This is a genomic window from Limosilactobacillus panis DSM 6035 (genome assembly GCF_001435935.1).
Lineage (GTDB): Bacteria > Bacillota > Bacilli > Lactobacillales > Lactobacillaceae > Limosilactobacillus > Limosilactobacillus panis.
In genome coordinates, this window is the sequence record NZ_AZGM01000150.1 from 1 (window position 1) to 20680 (window position 20680).

Below are 20680 nucleotides of genomic sequence, written 5' to 3' on the forward strand. Positions count from 1 at the left end.
TCTCTTTTACCATGGGCAGAAGAAGTACAGCAGGTATGTCATGAATAGAAGAAGGGAGTGAACCACAAGAAGCCGTGGTTCACGCCCTTTCATTCGTTTTCAATACGTATCGTTATTGACTGCTTACTTTTTAGTGGCTACCTTTATGCAATTGGACGATAAGTTTCGTCATAGTAGTAGTTGTCTGATCCCATACTGGTGAAGTTAGTCAGTGCTGCAAAAGAATCACTGTTCTTCCAAGCAGTCAGGTCTTCGAAGCTATCCCAGACAGTCAGTAAGATAAGGGTAGCACTTTCTGCCTTGTTAGCGACCGACATCATCAGTCCGGCGTTCATATTGCCTGGCTTATCATTAACAACCTTCTGTAAACTATTGTAAAGGACCTGTTGACGGTCGCCGTTAACCTCAAAGGATTGATAGTAGAATAAGCCGTTGTAGTTACTATTCATGGTTTCGTCAAGGACGTTTAAAATAACGGGAGTCTTGAAGATGGTCTCCAGACTTGAAAGATCAAAGAGAGCTAACTTATTACTGTGGGTAGACGCCTGCATTAATTTGAACTTCCGGTCGGGGTGCTTACTCATGATCCCTTGCAGGATTTGATGTGACCCAAACGTAAAGCTGAGTTTTGTTAACACTGAAATTCCTCCTCATAACAATTGTCTCTTTAATTATAGTACATAATCGAATTTTTATTAAAAATATTTTTAACGATGTTACTTACAAAAAGTTAAGAAAAATTGTTAGAAGCCCTTTTATCAGCCTATAATACATAGTATAATACTAGTTGTATTGATGAATGTTGTCGTAGTTTAAAAAGGAGGCTTTTACTTAATGGTTATTCTTTATACGTCTCCAAGTTGTACCTCTTGTCGGAAAGCTCGCGCTTGGTTGCAAGAACACAACATTCCTTATAAGGAACGAAACATCTTCTCCGATCCACTGTCAGTCGATGAAATTAAGAATATTTTACGAATGACAGAAGACGGGACTGAAGATATTATCTCGAAGCGCTCAAAAGCTTATCACAATTTAAAAGTTGATTTAAACGCTTTACCGATGAAAAAACTGTATCAGTTAATTAGTGAAAATCCAGGTCTGCTCCGTCGGCCAATCATCATGGATGACAAGCGGCTGCAGGTTGGGTACAACGAGGATGAAATTCGTCGTTTCCTGCCCCGGAAGGTTCGTGAAATTGAACTGGCCGAAGCACAACGAAAAGCGGATTTAATCTAAAAATACGGGCTGGGAATCGTTCCCGGCTTTTTCTTTTGCCCACCGGTCAATCACCCGGCTTTACATTTAGGTGAAAACATTTAGAATAGTAGTAAGTATTTGTAATTAAGGAGGTGCTGCAGAATGGAAATGGAAAGAATCAATGAGAATACTATCCGCGTATTAATCAGTAATGAAGATTTAGACGCGCGAGGAATAACTATTCTCGACTTGCTTGGTGATCACCAGCAGATTGAAGATTTCTTTTACAGCATCTTGAGAGAGGTGGACACTGACCACCAATTTGCTGATAACGACTCCGTAACCTTTCAGGTCATGCCGACCGGGAATGGCTTAGAACTCTTCATCAGTAAAAATAATCCAGATGGTAAAGCAAACGCAGACGATAGTCAACAGGTTGCTAAATACATTCAGAAGCGTGTAATGGAAGTACACCGCCAGCAAGGTGAGGGTGGCGCCACGCAGCCGCTTTCTGGTACCCAGGAGAAGGCCAAACCGGCACCGGCGCAGCCAACTATTCGCTGGCAGATTGTTGATTTTCCTTCGTTTGAAGACCTAATCGATTTCGCCCGCATTCCTGAAGATCCCGATGTTAGCAGTGAACTTTATAAGTATAACCACCATTATTACCTTGCCCTGCGTTACCGCCAAGATGTGACAAACGACAATGCGGTTAAGGATAATCTGGCGGTGGCTTACGAGTACGGTAATCCGACAGCCACGACAATTGACTTTCTTAGCGAACACGCGAAAAAAATAATGTCGGGTTCAGCTTTGGCGACCGTCCGTCACTATTTTAATTAATTCTCAGAAATCTCCCGTTTTTAAAAAGTGGGGGATTTTTTTGTTAGTAGCAAAACATAATGGCCAGTTAATAATGGCCAACGTAGCGTACCCCGGCTTGAAGTATGCTTGCCCAGTTTGTAATCAAGAGGTTCACCTTCGCCGGGGAAAAATCAAGGTTGCGCATTTTGCCCATTGCCGGGGTGCGGGATGTTCCTACGGCGAGGGTGAGACGGAAGAACACCTGTTAGGAAAGCTGCAGATTCATCAGTGGCTGGCCCAAAAGGGAATTACGGCTCGGGTAGAGTATTATTTGTCCAAGATTTCTCAACGTCCAGACATCATGTTCCAGTGGCGGGGCCAACAGGTCGTAATTGAATTCCAGTGTAGTCCGTTAAGTGTTCAAAGAATAAGGGAGCGTAATCAGGGGTATCGTTTTCTGGGAATTCACCCCTATTGGTATCTCGGCAGTCCTTACCGGCGCCGGCTGGGCAGCGAGAAGGTGACCCAGTTCACACAGTTAATTAATGGAAGACCTGGAATCTGGTACTGGGATACCAAGCAGGGCCGATTAAGGGCTGACTTTAAACACTATCACTGCTCTTTGACCCGCCGCGCGAGAGTACCAAGGAGAATAATCAATGACCAGGTACAAAAGCTCATGTCCACTACCAGCCGGCAGCCAGCGGTTAGTCAGCTGGCTACACAAGTTTGGCAGCGTCACCAGGTCCCACTGAGTTGTTGCCCGTTGGTCTGTCATGATGTTAAGCCTAGCTGGCCCGTCACGCGGGCGCCGATTATTTTTTGGCGAATTAGGGTCGTTGATTGGCTAGGTGAGCAACCACTCTTTACTGCCTGGTCATCTAGTGCCTGGGGAGTGCGCCTGGCAGAAATTGGTCAGGCGGATTGGCTAAATTTCCCGTGTTTGGTAGATGGAGGTTTAATTCGTCAGCGGTTGATCACTGCCTTTACGCAAGAACTTTGCCAGTGGGGGATTATTGCTCTCGTTGACCAGCAGTATGTATTACTTAAGCACCCCCACTGGTTTGAACAGGTCAGCGATAAGATCCTAGTTAACAAGCGCGAGCACTAAAAGCTGGTTTTTTATCACCTTGTTTGCCAGCAACGGGTTAGCTAAACAGCTAGCAAATCCTAAAGAAAAAGGAGTATCACTGTTCTTCATAACGAACAATGGTACTCCTTATTTATCAATTACTTTTGATAATCCGGAACGGACCGGAATGGTATTGAGCGGCAAAGTCCTGGACAGACTGCTCAGAATTGAAGGTATGGTTACGGTACGATTCAATCAGGGTTTCATAATCGAACTGGGGGATCAAGTAGCCATAGTTTGGCTCCGTTGAATCGTAAATGACGGCGGTGGCCGTGGTCGTAATTCCTAACGAGTTGGCAATTGCCTGGTCTTTCTTGAAGGCCTGCTTGGCGATTGCTGAATGGCGGTCTTCCATAAACATTTCCAAATCTAGCTGGCTCTTTTCTGCCACTTTTTTGGCAAGGTGGTCAGAATAATGCCACCCCTTTTTGGTCATTACATCTTGTAACCGCAAGAGGTATTGGCGACCACGCCGGCCACCCTGAAAAAGTGCCGCTTTATAATCTAAAATTGTTTGGCCGAGGGTGGTACTAACTTCCTGACGAACTTTAAGACTGCAAGCATCGAGATGGTAAAGATCAATTGTGTCCGCAATCGTCTGCATGTTAAAGAGCGGAATGAATTGGTAACTAATCTTTGTATTCAAATCATGATCAACCCGTAAGACGTCGTTTTCACACCGAAAACAACACATTCCCAAAGGATTGACAAATAGATGAATCTCAAGCATTAACTGCCCCTCCGATCAAGAAATAGTAACATTAACAATTGTTATTGTGACAAATTGCCCGGCCTTTGTAAAGTAATTTGTTTCCAAGATAAAAGCATTCGAGAATGTTTTAAAGTATGCTAAAATAAGAGCGAGATTTAACAGGAGGCTAGATTATGATTGAAAATTGGCAGCACTTTTTATTGCCATATCAACAAGCCGTAAATGAATTGAAAGTTAAATTACGGGGGATGCGCAAGCAGTACCAAGATCAAAAGCAGCATTCACCGATTGAATTTGTCACGGGTCGGGTAAAGCCGGTCGAAAGCATTAAGGAGAAGATGGTCCGCCGCCACGTTCAAGAGGACCGCCTCGAACAAGACATGCAAGACATTGCTGGATTGCGGATCATGTGCCAGTTCGTTGAGGATATCTATAAGGTTGTTGACCTGCTGCGTCAGCGAAGTGATATGACAATCCTTGAAGAACGGGACTACATCTCAAACGTTAAGCCGAGTGGTTATCGTTCTTACCATATCGTGATTGAGTATCCGGTTCAGCTGGTGACTGGTGAAAAAAAGATCCTTGCCGAGATTCAGATTCGGACGCTGGCAATGAACTTCTGGGCAACGATTGAGCATTCGCTGAATTACAAGTATAAGGGGGCCTTCCCCGAAGAATTGTCGGCTCGTCTGCAGCGCGCGGCGGAGGCAGCGTTCAAGCTTGATAATGAGATGTCGGAGATTCGTGAAGAAATCAAGGAGGCACAGACCCTCTTCTCGTACAAGAAAAATGCCGAGCAAAACACGGCTGGTGATGAGGGCCATCGGTCAGAGGAGGAACAAAGTGAAAGTCGCAATATTTAATAATGAAACCAGTGAGTCCCAGCGGGTTACCAAGCTTCTCCGGGCAGAAATCGACCGTGTGGGCTTGGAATACGATGCCGCCCATCCGGAAGTGGTAATTACCATTGGCGGTGATGGGACCTTGCTATCGGCCTTCCACCACTACGTTGATAAGCTTGACCAGATTCGCTTTGTGGGGATTCACACCGGCCATTTGGGCTTTTACACGGACTGGCGGAACTTTGAAATTGATGACCTGGTCGATAGTCTCGTTCAGGATAGTGGGCAATCTGTGTCCTACCCGCTGCTTGATATGCAGGCAATCTATTCCGATGGAACGGTTGATAAATACATTGCCCTTAATGAGGCCACAATCCGTAATATTATTCGGACGATGGTGTGTGATGTGTATATCAACAACCAACTGTTTGAAAACTTCCGGGGGGATGGCCTCTGCATCTCAACGCCAACCGGCTCGACGGCTTACAACAAATCCGTCGGTGGGGCGATTATGGACCCGAACAGTATTGGCTTTCAGTTAGCGGAGATGGCTTCGCTTAATAACCGGGTCTTCCGGACGCTGGGCTCACCAATTATATTTGGTGCCCAGACCAAGCTAATGCTGCGCTTACGAGATGTTAATGACCATGTAATGACCTGTGACCGCGAAAAACTCCGCTTGAAGGTTCAAAAGGGGAGCCGGTATCTGATGGAGCTGTCGTTCCAGGTTTCCCAAAAGAAAATCTACTTTGCACGGTATCGGCACAGTAACTTCTGGAACCGGGTCAAGGACTCGTTCATCGGTGGCGCAAAATAATGCAGTTTACTTGGCAGTACAATCATCAGACCCCGCGTAAGTTGCGTTCGGCCCTTAAAATGAGTGGGGTTACTTCGACCCTTATGAAGGTGGCCATTTACCATGGTGGTAAGATGCTCATCAATGGTCAGGAAAAGTGGGCAATTGACATGGTCCATTACGGCGATACATATTCGCTGGTTCTCCCACCGGAAGTGGCAAATGACCAGGTTGACGAAAGCACGGCACCAATCAACATTGCATATGAGGACCGGGACTTTCTGGTTCTGAATAAACCGGCGGGCGTCGCCACGGTTCCTGCCCATAATGTTCCCGTGGCGGATAGCCTCGTTAACCGTGTCAAGTACTATTACCACCACCAAGGTTATGAGAATCAGGTGACCCACGTGGCGACCCGCCTGGATAAGGACACCAGTGGCTTGGTCGTCTTTCCTAAGCACCGTTTCGCCCACGCCGTCTTGGACCGGCAATTAAAGCGTTATGAGGTCAAGAAAAATTACCTGGCCCTGGTTAGTGGTCGTTTGCAAACCAGCCATGGTTACGTTGATGCGCCAATTCGCCGGGATCCAGAATCGTTTGTTAAGCGTGAAGTGGCGCCTGGGGGCAAGGCATCGGTGACTGAATACTGGTTGAAAGAACCACACCCGGCCTGGTCACTGGTGAAGGTCCGTCTACACACAGGAAGGACGCACCAGATTAGGGTCCATTTTGCGTTTCTTCACTACCCGCTAATCGGGGATGCAATGTATGGTCAGTCGACAAATTTGATTGGTCGTCAGGCCTTACACTGTTACTGGATCCAGTTTTACAGCCCTTTTAAGGAAAAAATGATTACGGTTGAAGCATCGCTACCTGCTGACTTTCGCCGGGTTTTGCATAAAAAATAAAAAAAGCGTCACCACTTGGTTGAAGTCAAGCGGTGGCGCTTATTTCTTACTTATTACTGTTTAGAACCTAGAACCGCATTACGCAGACAGGTTCAGGGCAGGCCACATCCTTTTGGAGCAGGGTCAGCTTACCAGTTGCTGAGTCGCGCTTGTAGAGGGTGAGGTTGTCGGTATTTTGGTTTGAAGCGAGCAGGTAAGACTCGTCTGAACTGAGGTTGAAGTCACGAGGAAAGTCACCCTCAGTTGAAATCGACTGAATGTGTTTGACGGTGAAGTCCGGCTGGATTGCGAAGACCGCGATGGTGTTTTCACCACGGTTGGATGTGTAGATGTATTTACCGTCCTTAGACATCCGGATGGCGGCAGCACCGTTGTGGGCGGTCCAATCGGTCGGAATGGTCTTCACTGTCTGCAGATGGGTGAAGCTGGCATCATTAGCGTTGTACTTGAGGACAGCCAGCTTACTAGATAATTCCCCGAGAACGTAGACGTACTTGCCGTTCGGGTGGAAGATCAGGTGACGGGTCCCAAAGCCCGGTTCGAACTGATAACGGGAAACAGCCGTCAGCTTTCCATCATCGCTAACGTTGTAAACCACGAGCAGGTCCATCCCCAGGTCACAAACAATCAATCGTTGATCAGGTGTTAGGTCGGCATAGTGAACGTGTGGTGCTTCTTGTTCTGGTTCAGGACCAGTTTCACCCTGGTGAGTGACCTTATCGGTTTCTACCAGTTGTCCGTCGTCCTTAATCTTAAATACTTCCACATTAGCAGTGTGGTAGTTGGCACTGTAGAGAAGGTGCCGCTTTTCATCCAAGCCAACGTATGCTGGTGCGGGACCAGTAGCGAGAACAGTACTCAAGGTCTTGGCAGTGCCGTCTGCTAGAGAGTAGTCAGCAACACCGGCAGAATCACCATCTTGCTTTACCGCGTAAACGCGCTTGTCGCTACCAACTTGCAGGTAAGCTGGCTTTTGGGAAGGGACAGCGAGACTAACATCGGTCAGCTTTCCTTCGTCAGTATCAAGGGTCACTTTATAGATTCCCTTGCTATCTTTCAATGTATATGTACCAATTAAAAATTGTTCAGTCATGGTTAATCATTTTCCTCCTTCTGAAAATGCTTACTCTATTAATATAACAATTCACCATGATTAATTCTACCGTATGTTAAACTATTATTAGAAATGCGAGGGGAAGATCAAAAATGAAGAAAAGTGAACGTCAGCGCCAGTTTGTTCAAAAACACATTGCCCTGTTCCGGTGTCCGGTATGTAAGGCGCCGATGGAAGAGGTCGATAAGAACAGTATTATTTGCCAGCGGGGCCACCGAATCGACTTTAACCGCCACGGCTACCTTCACTTCTTGAGTGGGGCCGCGGATACCGAGTACGGTCGGGAAATGTTTGTTGCCAGACGGCGGTTACTATCTGCCGGGCTCTTTTTACCAATCATTGAGGCGGTAAGCCAAAAGCTACCCGAGCAACCGTTACGGATCTTGGACGTTGGTACCGGAGAGGGGACACCCTTAGCGCAATTAGCGCAGATTCGAAAGTCACTTGCCGATACGTTAGTCGGCTTTGACATCGATAAGGCTGGCGTTACCCTGGCCACCCAACTACCGATAACGGCGTTTTCCTGTGTTGCTGACCTCAGACAGTTACCGTTTAACGGGGAATCATTCGATGCCCTAATAGAGCTATTCTCGCCGTCTGATTACGCTGAATTTAACCGGGTTTTGGCGCCGGGCGGCTGCCTGATAAAAGTTGTTCCTAACGCTGGTTACCTGAAGGAAGTGCGACAACTTTTGTATGGGGACCACCAGCAAAAGTCAAGTTACGACAACCGCCGGGTCCTTGACCTTTTCAAGCAGCACTATCCTGACTGTCAACAGCAAACGATTCACTACCAATTTACCGTTCCCCAGGATATGAAACAGGCGCTGGTGGAAATGACGCCCTTACACTGGGGGCGGGGGGGCCGCCGGTTAACCACCGCTGATTATGCTCAGCTCGACAAGGTGACGGTTGATGTCAGTTTATTAATTGCCAAAAAATTTGAATAATGTTTGCACTTTTTCAAAAATCGTGCTAAATTATATTGCAGAAATCGTTTAGCAATTGATATCGAACAGTGTCGTTAGTAATTGCTAAGGAGTACTTCACTAAAGCAGCGTTTCGCCGTGCCCACACCGAGACCCTGCTTTTTTTATTTATCTGAGGAGATATACTAAGATGACAAATCACATTGCACTTTTTGAACCGCTCTTTCCTGCTAACACCGGGAACATTGCCCGGACCTGTGCGGGAACTAATACTGAGCTTCACCTGATTAAGCCCCTGGGCTTTTCAACGGATGACAAGCACATGAAACGGGCTGGATTGGATTACTGGAATAAGGTTAAGATCACCTATCACGATGACCTGCCGTCATTTATTGACACAATCCCGGACATGAGTAAGCTTTACATCGTTTCCAAGTTTGCTAACCATGACTATACGGACGTCGATTACACGGGGGCGGGCGACCACTACTTCCTTTTTGGAAAGGAAACGACGGGGTTACCGGAACAGTTCATGCGTAAGTACCCGGATAACGCAATCAGGATTCCCCAAAATGACGATAATATCCGGGCACTGAACCTGTCTAACAGTGCGGCAATTGTGATTTATGAGGCCCTCCGGCAGCAAAGTTTCCCGAACCTTGCCCGGGTTCATACCTACCATTTTGATAAATTAAAGTAACGAGGAGGATTAAGGATGGCGAGAAAAAGGCGTCCGGCAACACGCAAATCAAAGAAGCGGGGAAGTAGTAAAAAGGATGCCCAGCTTATCAATAACCTTCTGGGCTTAATCGTGACGCTTTTGATGCTTCTGGGGTTAACAAACTTAGGCGTTTTGGGAACGGTCATTGCCAATGGTTTTCGAATCCTCTTTGGCGCGAGTTACCAGCTTGCAATCATTGTGGTAATGTTCTTTGCCTTGTCCTTTACCTTCTTTGCCCGCTGGCCGCACCTGAAGGGCCGGTGGATTACAGGCTTTATAGTCTCCTACCTAGGCCTGTTGATGTGGTTACATGTCCTTATGGTCAACCAGCAGGGGGTTCACGCGAAGTTTATTCAGGTGACCTGGAGTAACCTTGGTAAAACGATCTTTAATGGTGATACGACAGTTCCCATCGGTGGGGGGATGATTGGTGCCTACCTATATAACGTCAGCAACCTCCTGATTGCCCACATTGGGACCACAATTCTCTCCTGGGTACTGATGATTCTCGGGATCGTCATCTTCTTTGCCTTACCGTGGCGTAATTTTTTGGCCACCGTTGGAATTGGCTTGAAGAAGGCGGGCAACCAGGTGCAGGGCGCTAGTCAGCGACTTCACAAGTTCGTTGACCAACCGGCCGTCAGTCCCCACATAAGAAATCAGGAGCCAGAAAAAAATCCAACCCCGATGGAGTCAGCGGTACCACCAACCACGGCCAAAGAGAAGACGGCGGCCCAAAGTGCTGTTGCCCAACCGGACCCCACAATTACTGTTGCAAGCAGTAAGCAAACGGCAGTAGACAGCCAAGCAGTCACGGAGAAGAAGGATGACCCAATGCCGCTCACTGGGGTTGTCGCTCAGGAAGATAAGGATTACCAGTTACCGCCCCTTGACCTGCTGACCAAGGTGAAAGCTACTGACCAACAGGCCGACCTCAAAAACATCAAGAAGAATACCCACACCCTCCAGACAACCCTGCAGTCGTTTGGGGTGGATGCGACAGTTGAAAACGTCAACCTGGGCCCTTCGGTAACGAAGTATGAGCTGCGGCCAGCGGTCGGGGTGAAGGTAAGTCGAATTACCCATCTGGCGGATGACTTGGCCCTCGCCCTTGCCGCTAAGGATATCCGGATTGAGGCCCCCATTCCGGGTAAATCGTTAATTGGAATTGAAGTCCCTAATAAGCAGGTCGCAACGGTTGGCTTCCGGAACATGTTTGAAGCGGCTCCTAAAGACGACCGTCCGTTAAATGTTCCCCTCGGACGAACCGTTACTGGGGATGTTGAGATGGCGGACCTTACCAAGATGCCCCACCTCCTGATTGCCGGTGCTACCGGGTCTGGTAAATCAGTGGCGATCAACGTTATTCTGACGAGTATCTTGCTCAAGGCCAAGCCCCACCAGGTTAAATTATTATTAATTGACCCGAAAAAAGTTGAACTGAGTGTCTACAATGGAATTCCCCACCTGTTAAGCCCGGTTGTTTCAGAACCGAAAAAAGCGGCCCGGGCCCTGGCTAAGGTTGTCGCGGAAATGGAACGGCGGTATGAACTATTCGCGAAGTTCGGTGTCCGCAACCTCAAGGGGTATAATAAGCTCGTTCAAAATAATAATGCCCAAGAAGAAAGCGACAAACAGCCGACCCTTCCCCTAGTGTTAGTTGTTGTCGACGAACTGGCAGACTTAATGATGACCGTTTCGAATGATGTTGAGGATGCCATTGTCCGGATTGCCCAGATGGGACGGGCTGCCGGGATTCATATGATCCTTGCCACGCAGCGGCCGTCAGTTGATGTCATCACGGGACTGATTAAGGCCAATGTCCCATCACGGATTGCCTTCGCAGTCTCCAGTGGGATTGATTCGCGGACAATTATCGACACGAACGGTGCGGAAAAGCTACTTGGCCGTGGGGACATGCTGTTTGAGCCAATCGATCAGAACAAGCCGACCCGGGTCCAGGGGGCTTTCATTTCTGACCAGGACGTCGAAGCAGTGGTGGACTTTATCAAAAAGGAACAGCCAGCTGAGTATGACGAGAATATGGTGGTTACGGATCAGGAAATTGAAAACGAGGAGGAACATGAAGAAGAGGACGAACTCTTCCCTGAAGCTCTTAAGTTCGTGATCCAGGAACAGAAGGCCTCGACCTCTTTAATCCAACGACGCTTTCGGATTGGGTATAACCGCGCGGCCCGGATTATTGATGACATGGAACAGCGGGGCTACATTGGCCCAGCTAATGGTTCTAAGCCGCGTGAGGTGTTCAAACAAGACGACAGTGAGGATACGAATAAGCAGTAATGAAAAAGAAACAGGGGGCTGTGACATAAGTACTTTTACCAAGTTCAAATACGAACAGCGCGGTACGCAAATGGGCTCCAGTGTCCGGTATAACCGAACTCTGGAGCCCTATTTGCGCTCGCGGGGGCGTGAAAACGAAGTCATAAATGACTTCTGTCACGCTCCCGTTTCCTTAATCATTTCTAATTAAATCAAATTTAACGAAGCAATGGCACCGAAGATAAGCTAGCCTAGCATCGCGATGAGCATGAGCCAGATTGCGACCATGGTGATCTTTTGGAAGCGCGTTTTCTTTTTCCGTTGCATTATGGATTCCTGCCTTTCAGCTTTGTTGACTGTATGTAGTTTAACGCAAGTTGAAGATAGATTTCAAACTTTAACAAGTCCTTTTATGGTAAACTTGACTTATCTCATCGCTGGAAAGGAATAAGTAGGGTGTTTATTAACTGTCGGAAAGTGTTTTTACAAGTTCTTATTATCCTCATTTACGTGGGAGTAAGGTATTTAGCGCGGCGGCTCTTTCACGCCCAGCGTCACCAACAGGAGTGGCGGATTTGCACGGTAATCCTCTTCTGGGTCCTGGCATGTTGGAACCTGGGTTACTACTGGAGTGCCTTTCCCATCGCCGTTTGGATGCTGTGGTCACTAATCTTGGTTGTTCTTCAGGTTGTCCATAACCATGAATTCTTGTACCGCCGTTTCTGGCCACCATTCTGGTATTCGTCAATGGTAATTGCGGTGATTACGTTTGCCCTGTCACTGTTTGCCGGCGCGTTACCATTAATTTAATAATTAATTTTTTATTTTGGCAACTGGTAAAATCTGCTGGTTGCCTTTTTTATTTGTGAAAATACCATGGTGAGAAGTGGGGGAATGTGGTAGACTGTTCCTATAAAGTGGTTTTGGGGGGATTGTCGTGCTAATGGGTGAATACAAGCATGTTATTGACTCAAAAGGGCGCTTGATTATCCCCGCTAAATTTCGTGATCAACTAGGGACACCGTTTGTCATCACCAGGGGACTTGACGGGTGCCTTTTTGGTTACCCTCAAACTGAATGGCAAAGTTTAGAGGCCAAATTAAAGACGCTCCCACTAACGAAGCGGGACGCGCGGGCGTTTGTCCGCTTCCTTTATTCGGCAGCAACTGAATGTGTCCTTGATAAGCAAGGACGGGTGAATATCCCACCAGTACTTCGCAAACATGCCGACCTGACAAAGGATTGCGTGATCATTGGGGTATCAAACCGCTTTGAAATTTGGAGTGCGGATCGGTGGCAGAGTTACTCTGGCGATACGGCCGCAAACTTTGATGAAATTGCTGAGGACTTAGAGATTGATTTTTAAGATGAGGTGGATTTGAATGGCCGAGTTTAAACATATAACGGTTCTGCTAAAAGAGGCCGTTGCTGGTTTAGATATTAACCCCGCCGGAAAGTATGTTGATGCGACTCTCGGTGGGGGCGGCCATACCAGTGCAATCTTAAAGCAACTCGATTCTGGCCACCTTTTTTCGTTTGACCAGGACAGGACCGCCATTGATTACAACAAGGCCGCACTTGCCGACCAGATTAGTGCGGGAAAGCTAACCTTAGTTGAGGATAATTTCCGCAACCTGAAGAGGAAAATGGCTAAGCAAGGAGTCGCCGCGGTTGATGGGGTTTTATATGACCTAGGTGTGTCTTCACCTCAGTTTGATGATGCCCAGCGGGGATTTAGCTATAAGCTAGATGCCCCCCTGGACATGCGGATGAACCAGGACCAGGAACTGTCGGCAATGGAAGTGGTGAATGATTGGCCGTACGAAAAACTGGTTCGTATTCTTTACCGGTACGGTGAAGAGCGCTTTGCCAAGCAGATTGCCCGTAAAATTGAACAGCGACGCAGTCATCAGCCGATTCGGACGACCTTTGAACTGGTTGACGTCATTAAAGAAGGAATTCCAGCGGCAGCGCGGCGTCACGGCGGGCATCCCGCAAAGAAAAGTTTCCAGGCGATTCGGATTGCGGTCAATGATGAACTCGGTGCATTGGAGGAGTCACTTGAGCAAGCCTTTGACCTTTTGAATGTTGGGGGCCGGATCAGCGTAATCACTTTCCAGTCACTAGAAGACCGGCTGGTGAAGACAATGTTTCGGGAAAAATCGTCTTTAGCTGCTGACCTTCCGCAGGGGCTTCCGGTCATTCCAGCCGGGATGACGCCAAAATTCAAACTAGTTAATAAGAAGCCAATTCTACCTAGTGCGCAGGAGTTAGCTAATAATCATCGAGCACACAGTGCCAAGTTGCGCATTATTGAAAAAATTAAAGATTAAGGACAGTGGATACAATGGTTTCGAATGCAGCACGAAAATACGAAAGTCAACAGGTTAAGCAGGTTAAGCAAACACCGTTGGCACGGCAGCAGCCGAAAGGGTGGAACCGGTTAGAGCGGGCCCTGATGGTTGTGGGTGGTGCCATTAGCCTGCTGTTGATAATTACCTTACTTTCAACTAAAATTTCTATTAATAATCGTCAGCACGACCTGCAGGACCTGCAGGCCCGTGTTTCGCGAGTAAAAAACAGTAATTCGAGTGACCGTCAAGAAATTGCTGCTTTAACTAGTCAGGCCAGCTTAAAGCGGGCCGCTCACAAGTACGGTTTATCTGATAAAAATTCAAACGTAAGGAACATTAATAGATAATGAATAAAGAGCCACAGCGAACGAGAAATAAGAAAAATAATAGCAATCAGGGGAACTTTGGGAAATGGCTTTTCCTAATCACGATTGGATTATTTTCCTTATTTTTCGTTCGTTTTGCTTACATTGCGATTAATAAAGATGTCCAGCACGTTAATCTGAAATCGCAAGCAGAACAGATCTACACCCAGCGGCAAATAATCCAGGCCAAACGGGGCAATATTTACGACAGCAAGGGGACCACCATTGCAACGGATACCAGCAAATACACAATCTATGCGGTCTTGGACCATAACCAGCGGTCTTCAAAGGGGAAACCACTTTACGTTACGAACAAGGCCAAGACGGCCAGGGTGTTAGCCAAGTACTTAAACATGACGCCTAAACAAATTAAGAAACACCTGGATGCTAAAAATCAGCCCTACCAGGTTGAGTTTGGCTCGGCCGGCAATAATTTATCAGTGGCGACAATGGAAAAGATCAAGCAGGAACACTTGCCGGGAATTAACTTTGTAGCGACCCCCGCCCGTCAATATCCAGAAGGGGAATTTGCCTCCCAAATTATTGGGATGGCGGGCCCTAAGGTCAATACTCAGACCGGGCAGACGACCCTTTCTGGTCAGCTCGGTCTTGAAGGTTACTTTAACAAGGAACTGACTGGTAAAAACGGGATGCGGCAAGATAAGCGGGATATTTACGGTTACCGGCTGGCTAACTCGAAAGGGGTTACCCGGGAAGCCGTTAATGGTGACGACATTTATACCACCATTGATGCCCAGACCCAGCACCTGCTGGAGAGCAAGGTCAACAACGTATATAAGACCGCTAACCCGAACGCTGTCACCGCAATTGTGATGGATGCCAAGACGGGGAGAATTGTTGCCGCAACCCAACGGCCAACTCTCCGCTCGAAGAATCCGGTATGGCGGAACATGTTTGTCCAGGACGCCTATGAACCCGGTTCGACAATGAAGATCCTGGCTTTAAGCGCGGCAATTGACTCGGGACACTTTGATCCGAACGCCACCTTTAATTCCGGAACCTGGGCAATGGGTGGTGGAAAAATTGTCGACTGGTCCTCTGGTGGCTGGGGGATGATTTCCTTTAAGGACGCCTTCGACATGTCCAGTAACGTTGGTTTTGCCCACATTGAACAAAATATGGGAGCAAAGACATGGATGAAGTATATCCGGCGCTTTGGCCTCCTCAAGCGGGTTAACGTGCTTGGTATGGGCAATGAGGTTTCCGGCTTTACCCAGTTCAAAGGGATCCTGGAACAGGCGAACACCGCCTTTGGTCAGGGGATTACGGTCAACCAGATGCAAATGCTGCAGGCGTTTAGCGCGGTCAGCAACAATGGTAAGATGATGCGGCCGTACATCGTCAAGAAAATCGTTAACGCCGACGGTAAGGTTGTTAAGCGCGTTAAACCGGTGGTTGTTGGTCACCCTATCAAGGCGTCAACGGCCAAGCAAGTGCGCGGCTACATGGAGGGCGTTGTCTATGATCAAAAGGGCTTAGGCCATGACTTCCAGTTAAAGGGTCACCGCATCGCTGGTAAGACCGGGACTGCTCAAATTGGGGGTGCCAACGGTTACAGCAATGGTGATACCAACTATCTTTACTCGTTTGCGGGGATGGCGCCCGCAAAGCACCCGCGTTACGTAATGTACATCACATTACGGCAACCAAAGAACCTGAGCCAACCGGCAACGAAGCAGATGGCGTCGATCTTCAAGCCGGTAATGAAGAGCCTGCTCGAAGATAAGCAGGGGGCAAATACCAGTGTCATTAAGATGGTCAACGTGGTTGGCCAAACACCAACTGCTGCTTCTGACCGCTTGAACAAGCTGCATGTTCAGCCAGTGGTAATTGGTGATGGCAAGAAGGTTCACCACCAGTCAACCGCACCGGGCAAACAGCTTCTTAAAAACCAGCGCGTAATTCTTAATACGGGTGGCAAGTACCATATGCCTGACATAAGTGGCTGGAGTGCGGCCGACGTCCAACAACTAGCTAACGAATTGGATATCAAGCTGGTTGAACACGGTAGTGGCTACGTAAGTAAACAAAGTATTAAAGCCAACAGCAAGGTTAATGGTCACCAGACCCTTATTGTTGAGTACCAAAATAGACAGTAATAGGAGGACAATATGAATCTATTAAGTGGTGTTTTAACGCTTATCAGTGCGTTTCTAATTACTTTTTTACTAATGCCGTCGTTGATTCGGTATTTCCGGGCCAAGAAGGAGGGCCAACAGATTAGAAAAGAGGGCCCAACTTGGCACGCCAAGAAGGCGGGAACGCCGACAATGGGGGGCTTTCTATTTATCATCTCGGCAGTAATTACGATCCTCTGGGTGGCTGCCTGGCGGGGGCTAATTGACAATACCCTCTGGGCCCTTCTGTTGATTCTTGTTGTCTACGGCCTGATTGGGATGTGGGACGATAGTATTAAGATCTTCCACCACCAAAATGAAGGGTTTAAAGCATGGCAAAAGGCCCTCTGTCAGGTAATTGCGGCGATGGTGTTTACCGTGATTTACCAGCACGAAGGCTTTCAAATGGGCTTCGGAACTAACCAATACGGCTGGCTGTACGGCCTTTTCATCATCTTCTGGATTGTCGGCTTCTCTAACGCCGTTAACCTGACTGATGGGTTGGATGGCTTGGTCAGTGGCCTATCAATCATTTCGTTCTTAGCTTACCTGGTAATTGCCCTGGTTAACTTGAACCAACCGGGCTATCCAGAAATTGCCCTCTTCTGTTTGGCAATGATAGGGACCATGCTAGGTTTCTTCCCTTACAACCACAAGCCGGCCAAGATCTTCATGGGTGATATGGGATCATTAGCAATTGGTGCTTCTTTAGCGGCCGTTTCCCTGCTCTTACACCATGAATGGTCGCTGCTGGTCATTGGAATTGTTTATGTTTGTGAAACGGCTAGTGTGATCCTCCAGGTAGCTTCCTTTAAGCTAACTGGTAAGCGGATCTTCAAGATGAGCCCAATTCACCACCATTTTGAAATGTGTGGGTGGAGTGAATGGAAGATTGATATTGTCTTTTGGATTGTTGGATTAATTGGGGCAGTTATTGCTGTCAGCACGATTTTGTTAGTTGGTTAAATTTAAAACGGGAGAATGAGTTACGATGAAAGAGATTGAAGATTATCAAGGGAAAAAGGCCCTCGTGATCGGTTTTGGAATTAGTGGATTAAACGCTGCCCACCTGCTTGTTAAGCTCGGTGCCCAAGTAACGGCAAACGATATGAAGACGCCGAAGGATCCACGGGTGGTTGCCGATTTAAAAGCGGACGGTATTACCGTCATCACCGGAAGTAACCCCTTGTCTCTGGCTGATCAGGGCTTTGATGTGGTGGTAAAAAACCCGGGTATTCCGTATGATAATCCCCTGGTTGCCAAGTTTGTTGAGAAGAAGACGCCAATCATCACCGAAGCCGAGTTAGGCTGGGAAATCTTTGACGGCCACCTGGTAAGTGTTACCGGGAGTAACGGTAAGACAACGACGACGACTTTAACACAACTGATGCTAGCAAAAAGTTCCACCCATACGGTGAAGTATGCCGGAAATATCGGGGTTTCCTTCAGCAAGGTTGCCGAAGAACTGGGCCCTGATGACACCTTGGTCACGGAACTCTCGAGCTTCCAACTGTTGGGGGCACCGACAATTCATCCCCACATCGCGATTATTACTAATATCTTTTCCAATCACTTGGACTACCATAAGACCCGTGAAAACTACATCAACGCTAAATTAAATATCACCCGGAACCAAACCAAGGATGACTTTTTGATCATGAACTGGGACCGGGATGAGTGGCAAGAGATTGCCCGCCGCAGTCAGGCAACCATCGTTCCATTCTCACGGCAAGACAAGAGTCATGAGGGTTCATACGAAGAAAATGGTGATATTTACTGGCGGGGTGAACGAATTATGGCGGCAAAGGATATCCGCCTGATTGGTCCCCAAAACGTCGAAAACGCGCTGGCGGCAATTGCGGCTGCTAAGCTAAGTGGGGTCGCCAATGAAGACATCGTCAGTGTCCTCACGACCTTCAGTGGGGTCCGTCACCGTCTTCAATACGTCCTCGACTACAAGGGGCGGCGCTTCTACAATGATTCAAAGTCCACCGACATTGAAGCTACTGAGGTTGCCTTACAGGGCTTTAAACAGCCGGTAATCCTGTTGGCCGGTGGCTTAGACCGGGGTTACACCTTCGAACGGCTTGTACCGTACTTTAAAAAGCACGTTAAGGCCATCATTGTCTTTGGCCAGTGCAAGGATAAGATGAAGGACGCGGCTGAACAAGCCGGCATTTCAACAATCTTGGAGAGTGAGAATGCTATTACGGCGGTGCCCGCAGCATGGAAGGTTAGTGAACCGGGAGACGTAATCCTTCTTTCACCAGCCAACGCCAGCTGGGATCAGTTCCCCAGCTTTGAGGTGCGGGGGGACCGCTTTATTGAAGCTGTTGAAAAGCTGACTGGACGAAAGGAGAATAACTAATGCGTTTACTAGTTTCTGGAGGCGGAACGGGTGGCCACATTTACCCGGCTCTAGCATTAATTGAGCGTCTTAAGCAGGTTGAACCGGGGACCGAGGTCCTGTACGTGGGAACGACCCGCGGTTTGGAAAACAGGATTGTTCCGGATGCGGGAATCAAGTTGGAAACGATGAAAATGCAAGGTTTCAAGCGGTCCCTCTCTCTAGAAAACTTTAAGACCGTCTACCTTTTCTTGAAGTCGGTCCACCATGCTAAGTCGATTATTCGGGATTTCAAACCCGACGTTGTTTTGGGAACGGGTGGCTACGTTAGTGGGGCCGTTCTATATGCGGCGGCCAAACACCATATCCCGACGGTTATTCACGAACAAAACAGTGTTGTCGGGGTCACTAATAAGTTTCTGAGTCGTTACGTTGACGAGATTGCAATCGCCTTTGAGGCGGCCCGGAGCCAGTTTCCTCAAGAAAAGGTAACAATGGTTGGTAACCCCCGAGCCCAACAGGTGGTTTCGCAAACAGATAGCCAGTTCTCCTGGACGAGCTACGGTCTTAAAGATGACGTCCCAACCCTGATGATTTTTGGGGGAAGCCAGGGCGCACCCAAGATTAATAAGACCGTTGTTGACGCGATTCCGCAGTTCAATAAGCGGGAATACCAGGTTATCTTTGCCACTGGTCAAAAACGCTACGATCAGGTTAAAGAACAGCTGAAGGGTATCCAAATTGCGGATAACGTTAAGGTTGTCCCTTATATCAAGGACATGCCGGCGAAGATGCCCAAGGTGGCGGCGCTTGTTTCGCGGGCAGGGGCAACCACGATTGCGGAGGTTACCGCGCTTGGTGTACCAACTATCCTGATCCCAAGTCCCTACGTTACGGCGAACCACCAGGTTAAAAACGCCCAGGCCCTCGTGCGGAAGAATGCTGCAGTAATGATCACGGAAGATAACCTTGATGCCCGGTCGTTGATGGTTCAGGCAGATAAGATTATGGAAAATGCTGACTTGCGCAAAGAGATGGCAACTGCTTCACGGAAACTAGGAAAGCCGGATGCTGCTGACCACCTGATCAAGGTCTTGCATAAGGCGATTGATGACCACCAAAAGTAGTAAGGAGGAGGTTGGCTTGGATAAATCTCATTTTATTCCAGAACACCAACAATACGCACAACGTTTAACGGCCCTGGAAAAGCGTCGTGCCCAAGCTGACCATCCCCATAAGGGTGGCGAAAGAATTGGTCATAAGGCTCACAAAATCAAGTGGTACCGATATTTCACAAGTGGGGAACGGGTCGCCAAACTGGTTTGCCTCTTTGGTGGGGGCCTCCTGCTCGCCCTTTACGTTATTTCGCCGCTAAGTAAGATAAAACAGATCCAGGTGGTGGGTAACAATGAGTTAAGCGCCGGCCAGGTTGAAAAAGCAACCCAGATTCACCCGGGACGTTACATTTGGGGGGTCTACGCTGACCGGAATGCCCTCAGCCAAAGTGCTCACAAGAACAACCCGCAAGTTAAAAGCATCCGGGTTCGCGTCACCGGGCCACAGGCAGTTAAAATTACTGTTCAGGAAAATCCGGTTGTTGGGCTGGTTGAAATCAAGCAGCGTGACTATGACGTCTTAGCAAATGGTCAGCTGCAGGTGGCCAAGAGTGACAAGAGTAAGATTACATACCAGGGATTCGGTAAGAACCGGACAGTGTTAAGAAAGACGGCAGTGCAGATTGGTAAAGTCAAACCAGTAATTCGAAATGGTATTTCAGCAATCGCGTACCGTCCTACTAAGATTTCGCCACGGCGGTTAGTTATCTACATGCGGGACGGCAATACCGTATACGCGGATTATAAAACGGTGGGTAAGAAGTTAGCCTATTACCCTGGAATTGCGGCTACGATGAAGGATCCCGGAGTCGTTGACCTTCAAGTAGGTGCTTACTCGTATAGCTACGGGTCCCATGACAAATGATTTTAGAAAAGATTGGGGAAAGCATTTTTGAAGTGAATAATATGTGGTAAAATCTTAT

Annotated in this window: 22 protein-coding genes; 18 read left to right on the plus strand and 4 right to left on the minus strand. The window is 47.9% G+C overall.

Annotated features, from left to right (window positions below):
• Positions 1-143: 143 nt before the first annotated feature.
• Positions 144-638 (minus strand): antibiotic biosynthesis monooxygenase family protein, encoded by a 495-nt coding sequence (locus tag FD32_RS09435; RefSeq protein ID WP_047767450.1) that lies wholly within the window; start codon positions 636-638, stop codon positions 144-146.
• Between the two features lie 196 nt (positions 639-834).
• Between FD32_RS09435 and spxA the strand changes: the two genes are divergently transcribed.
• The 3 genes from spxA (at position 835) to FD32_RS09450 (ending at position 3112) form a co-directional block, all read left to right on the plus strand.
• The gene (spxA, locus tag FD32_RS09440) at positions 835-1236 is read left to right on the plus strand and encodes a transcriptional regulator SpxA (protein WP_047767452.1); all 402 of its coding nucleotides are present in this window, start codon (positions 835-837) and stop codon (positions 1234-1236) included.
• Between the two features lie 123 nt (positions 1237-1359).
• On the plus strand, positions 1360-2040 hold the full coding sequence (locus FD32_RS09445) for an adaptor protein MecA (protein WP_047767454.1): 681 nt from the start codon (positions 1360-1362) through the stop codon (positions 2038-2040).
• A gap of 40 nt (positions 2041-2080) precedes the next feature.
• On the plus strand, positions 2081-3112 hold the full coding sequence (locus FD32_RS09450) for a competence protein CoiA (protein ID WP_047767456.1): 1032 nt from the start codon (positions 2081-2083) through the stop codon (positions 3110-3112).
• 115 nt (positions 3113-3227) lie between these two features.
• Here the strand turns inward: FD32_RS09450 and FD32_RS09455 are convergent, their stop codons facing one another.
• Positions 3228-3863: a DsbA family protein gene (locus tag FD32_RS09455; protein ID WP_047767458.1), complete on the minus strand. Its 636-nt coding sequence runs from the start codon at positions 3861-3863 to the stop codon at positions 3228-3230.
• Between the two features lie 155 nt (positions 3864-4018).
• Between FD32_RS09455 and yjbM the strand changes: the two genes are divergently transcribed.
• The 3 genes from yjbM to FD32_RS09470 are packed head-to-tail and all read left to right on the plus strand — an operon-like array spanning position 4019 to position 6391.
• Positions 4019-4708 (plus strand): GTP diphosphokinase, encoded by a 690-nt coding sequence (yjbM, locus tag FD32_RS09460; RefSeq protein ID WP_047767460.1) that lies wholly within the window; start codon positions 4019-4021, stop codon positions 4706-4708.
• On the plus strand, positions 4590-5504 hold the full coding sequence (locus tag FD32_RS09465) for an NAD kinase (RefSeq protein ID WP_337588847.1): 915 nt from the start codon (positions 4590-4592) through the stop codon (positions 5502-5504). Before yjbM ends, FD32_RS09465 begins: the two co-directional genes overlap by 119 nt.
• On the plus strand, positions 5504-6391 hold the full coding sequence (locus tag FD32_RS09470; RefSeq protein WP_047767464.1) for an RluA family pseudouridine synthase: 888 nt from the start codon (positions 5504-5506) through the stop codon (positions 6389-6391). Before FD32_RS09465 ends, FD32_RS09470 begins: the two co-directional genes overlap by 1 nt.
• Before the next feature lie 67 nt (positions 6392-6458).
• Here the strand turns inward: FD32_RS09470 and FD32_RS09475 are convergent, their stop codons facing one another.
• The gene (locus FD32_RS09475) at positions 6459-7484 is read right to left on the minus strand and encodes a lactonase family protein (protein WP_047767466.1); all 1026 of its coding nucleotides are present in this window, start codon (positions 7482-7484) and stop codon (positions 6459-6461) included.
• A 113-nt stretch (positions 7485-7597) separates the two neighbouring features.
• Here FD32_RS09475 and FD32_RS09480 point away from each other — a divergent pair, with 113 nt between their 5' ends.
• The 3 genes from FD32_RS09480 (at position 7598) to FD32_RS09490 (ending at position 11459) form a co-directional block, all read left to right on the plus strand.
• A complete protein-coding gene (locus FD32_RS09480; protein WP_047767468.1) occupies positions 7598-8455 on the plus strand; it encodes a methyltransferase domain-containing protein in 858 nt (285 codons plus the stop codon).
• A 169-nt stretch (positions 8456-8624) separates the two neighbouring features.
• Entirely contained in the window at positions 8625-9134 is a 510-nt protein-coding gene (locus FD32_RS09485; RefSeq protein ID WP_047767470.1) for a tRNA (cytidine(34)-2'-O)-methyltransferase, read from the plus strand.
• Between the two features lie 15 nt (positions 9135-9149).
• Entirely contained in the window at positions 9150-11459 is a 2310-nt protein-coding gene (locus FD32_RS09490) for an FtsK/SpoIIIE family DNA translocase (protein WP_047767472.1), read from the plus strand.
• A gap of 225 nt (positions 11460-11684) precedes the next feature.
• Here the strand turns inward: FD32_RS09490 and FD32_RS09980 are convergent, their stop codons facing one another.
• On the minus strand, positions 11685-11765 hold the full coding sequence (locus FD32_RS09980) for a DUF4044 domain-containing protein (protein ID WP_082126020.1): 81 nt from the start codon (positions 11763-11765) through the stop codon (positions 11685-11687).
• Positions 11766-11894: 129 nt separating this feature from the next.
• Here FD32_RS09980 and FD32_RS09495 point away from each other — a divergent pair, with 129 nt between their 5' ends.
• From FD32_RS09495 to FD32_RS09535, 9 genes are all read left to right on the plus strand, one after another.
• Positions 11895-12248, plus strand: coding sequence for a hypothetical protein (locus FD32_RS09495; protein WP_047767475.1), 354 nt, complete (start codon positions 11895-11897; stop codon positions 12246-12248).
• Positions 12249-12375: 127 nt separating this feature from the next.
• Positions 12376-12804 (plus strand): division/cell wall cluster transcriptional repressor MraZ, encoded by a 429-nt coding sequence (gene mraZ, locus FD32_RS09500; protein ID WP_047767478.1) that lies wholly within the window; start codon positions 12376-12378, stop codon positions 12802-12804.
• 16 nt (positions 12805-12820) lie between these two features.
• Positions 12821-13771 carry a 16S rRNA (cytosine(1402)-N(4))-methyltransferase RsmH gene (gene rsmH / locus FD32_RS09505; RefSeq protein WP_047767480.1) on the plus strand — a complete coding sequence of 317 codons (951 nt, stop codon included), beginning with the start codon at positions 12821-12823 and terminating at the stop codon, positions 13769-13771.
• Positions 13772-13785: 14 nt separating this feature from the next.
• On the plus strand, positions 13786-14139 hold the full coding sequence (locus FD32_RS09510) for a cell division protein FtsL (RefSeq protein ID WP_047767482.1): 354 nt from the start codon (positions 13786-13788) through the stop codon (positions 14137-14139).
• Positions 14139-16277, plus strand: coding sequence for a penicillin-binding transpeptidase domain-containing protein (locus FD32_RS09515; RefSeq protein WP_047767484.1), 2139 nt, complete (start codon positions 14139-14141; stop codon positions 16275-16277). The genes FD32_RS09510 and FD32_RS09515 overlap by 1 nt, the downstream gene beginning before the upstream one ends.
• Positions 16278-16289: 12 nt before the next feature.
• Complete coding sequence (mraY, locus tag FD32_RS09520) at positions 16290-17261, plus strand: phospho-N-acetylmuramoyl-pentapeptide-transferase (RefSeq protein WP_047767486.1); 972 nt, start codon at positions 16290-16292, stop codon at positions 17259-17261.
• Between the two features lie 25 nt (positions 17262-17286).
• The gene (gene murD, locus FD32_RS09525) at positions 17287-18663 is read left to right on the plus strand and encodes a UDP-N-acetylmuramoyl-L-alanine--D-glutamate ligase (RefSeq protein WP_047767488.1); all 1377 of its coding nucleotides are present in this window, start codon (positions 17287-17289) and stop codon (positions 18661-18663) included.
• Complete coding sequence (gene murG, locus FD32_RS09530; RefSeq protein ID WP_047767490.1) at positions 18663-19769, plus strand: undecaprenyldiphospho-muramoylpentapeptide beta-N-acetylglucosaminyltransferase; 1107 nt, start codon at positions 18663-18665, stop codon at positions 19767-19769. Before murD ends, murG begins: the two co-directional genes overlap by 1 nt.
• 16 nt (positions 19770-19785) lie before the next feature.
• Positions 19786-20622: a cell division protein FtsQ/DivIB gene (locus FD32_RS09535; protein ID WP_235803802.1), complete on the plus strand. Its 837-nt coding sequence runs from the start codon at positions 19786-19788 to the stop codon at positions 20620-20622.
• Positions 20623-20680 lie beyond the last annotated feature (58 nt).

Coding starts and splice junctions, on each gene's coding strand:
- spxA (WP_047767452.1), top strand. CDS start 835: ATGGTTATTCTTTATACGTCTCCAAGTTGTACCTCTTGTCGGAAAGCT.
- FD32_RS09445 (WP_047767454.1), top strand. CDS start 1,360: ATGGAAATGGAAAGAATCAATGAGAATACTATCCGCGTATTAATCAGT.
- FD32_RS09455 (WP_047767458.1), bottom strand. CDS start 3,863: ATGCTTGAGATTCATCTATTTGTCAATCCTTTGGGAATGTGTTGTTTT.
- yjbM (WP_047767460.1), top strand. CDS start 4,019: ATGATTGAAAATTGGCAGCACTTTTTATTGCCATATCAACAAGCCGTA.
- FD32_RS09470 (WP_047767464.1), top strand. CDS start 5,504: ATGCAGTTTACTTGGCAGTACAATCATCAGACCCCGCGTAAGTTGCGT.
- FD32_RS09475 (WP_047767466.1), bottom strand. CDS start 7,484: ATGACTGAACAATTTTTAATTGGTACATATACATTGAAAGATAGCAAG.
- FD32_RS09480 (WP_047767468.1), top strand. CDS start 7,598: ATGAAGAAAAGTGAACGTCAGCGCCAGTTTGTTCAAAAACACATTGCC.
- FD32_RS09485 (WP_047767470.1), top strand. CDS start 8,625: ATGACAAATCACATTGCACTTTTTGAACCGCTCTTTCCTGCTAACACC.
- FD32_RS09490 (WP_047767472.1), top strand. CDS start 9,150: ATGGCGAGAAAAAGGCGTCCGGCAACACGCAAATCAAAGAAGCGGGGA.
- FD32_RS09980 (WP_082126020.1), bottom strand. CDS start 11,765: ATGCAACGGAAAAAGAAAACGCGCTTCCAAAAGATCACCATGGTCGCA.
- rsmH (WP_047767480.1), top strand. CDS start 12,821: ATGGCCGAGTTTAAACATATAACGGTTCTGCTAAAAGAGGCCGTTGCT.
- FD32_RS09510 (WP_047767482.1), top strand. CDS start 13,786: ATGGTTTCGAATGCAGCACGAAAATACGAAAGTCAACAGGTTAAGCAG.
- FD32_RS09515 (WP_047767484.1), top strand. CDS start 14,139: ATGAATAAAGAGCCACAGCGAACGAGAAATAAGAAAAATAATAGCAAT.
- mraY (WP_047767486.1), top strand. CDS start 16,290: ATGAATCTATTAAGTGGTGTTTTAACGCTTATCAGTGCGTTTCTAATT.
- murD (WP_047767488.1), top strand. CDS start 17,287: ATGAAAGAGATTGAAGATTATCAAGGGAAAAAGGCCCTCGTGATCGGT.
- murG (WP_047767490.1), top strand. CDS start 18,663: ATGCGTTTACTAGTTTCTGGAGGCGGAACGGGTGGCCACATTTACCCG.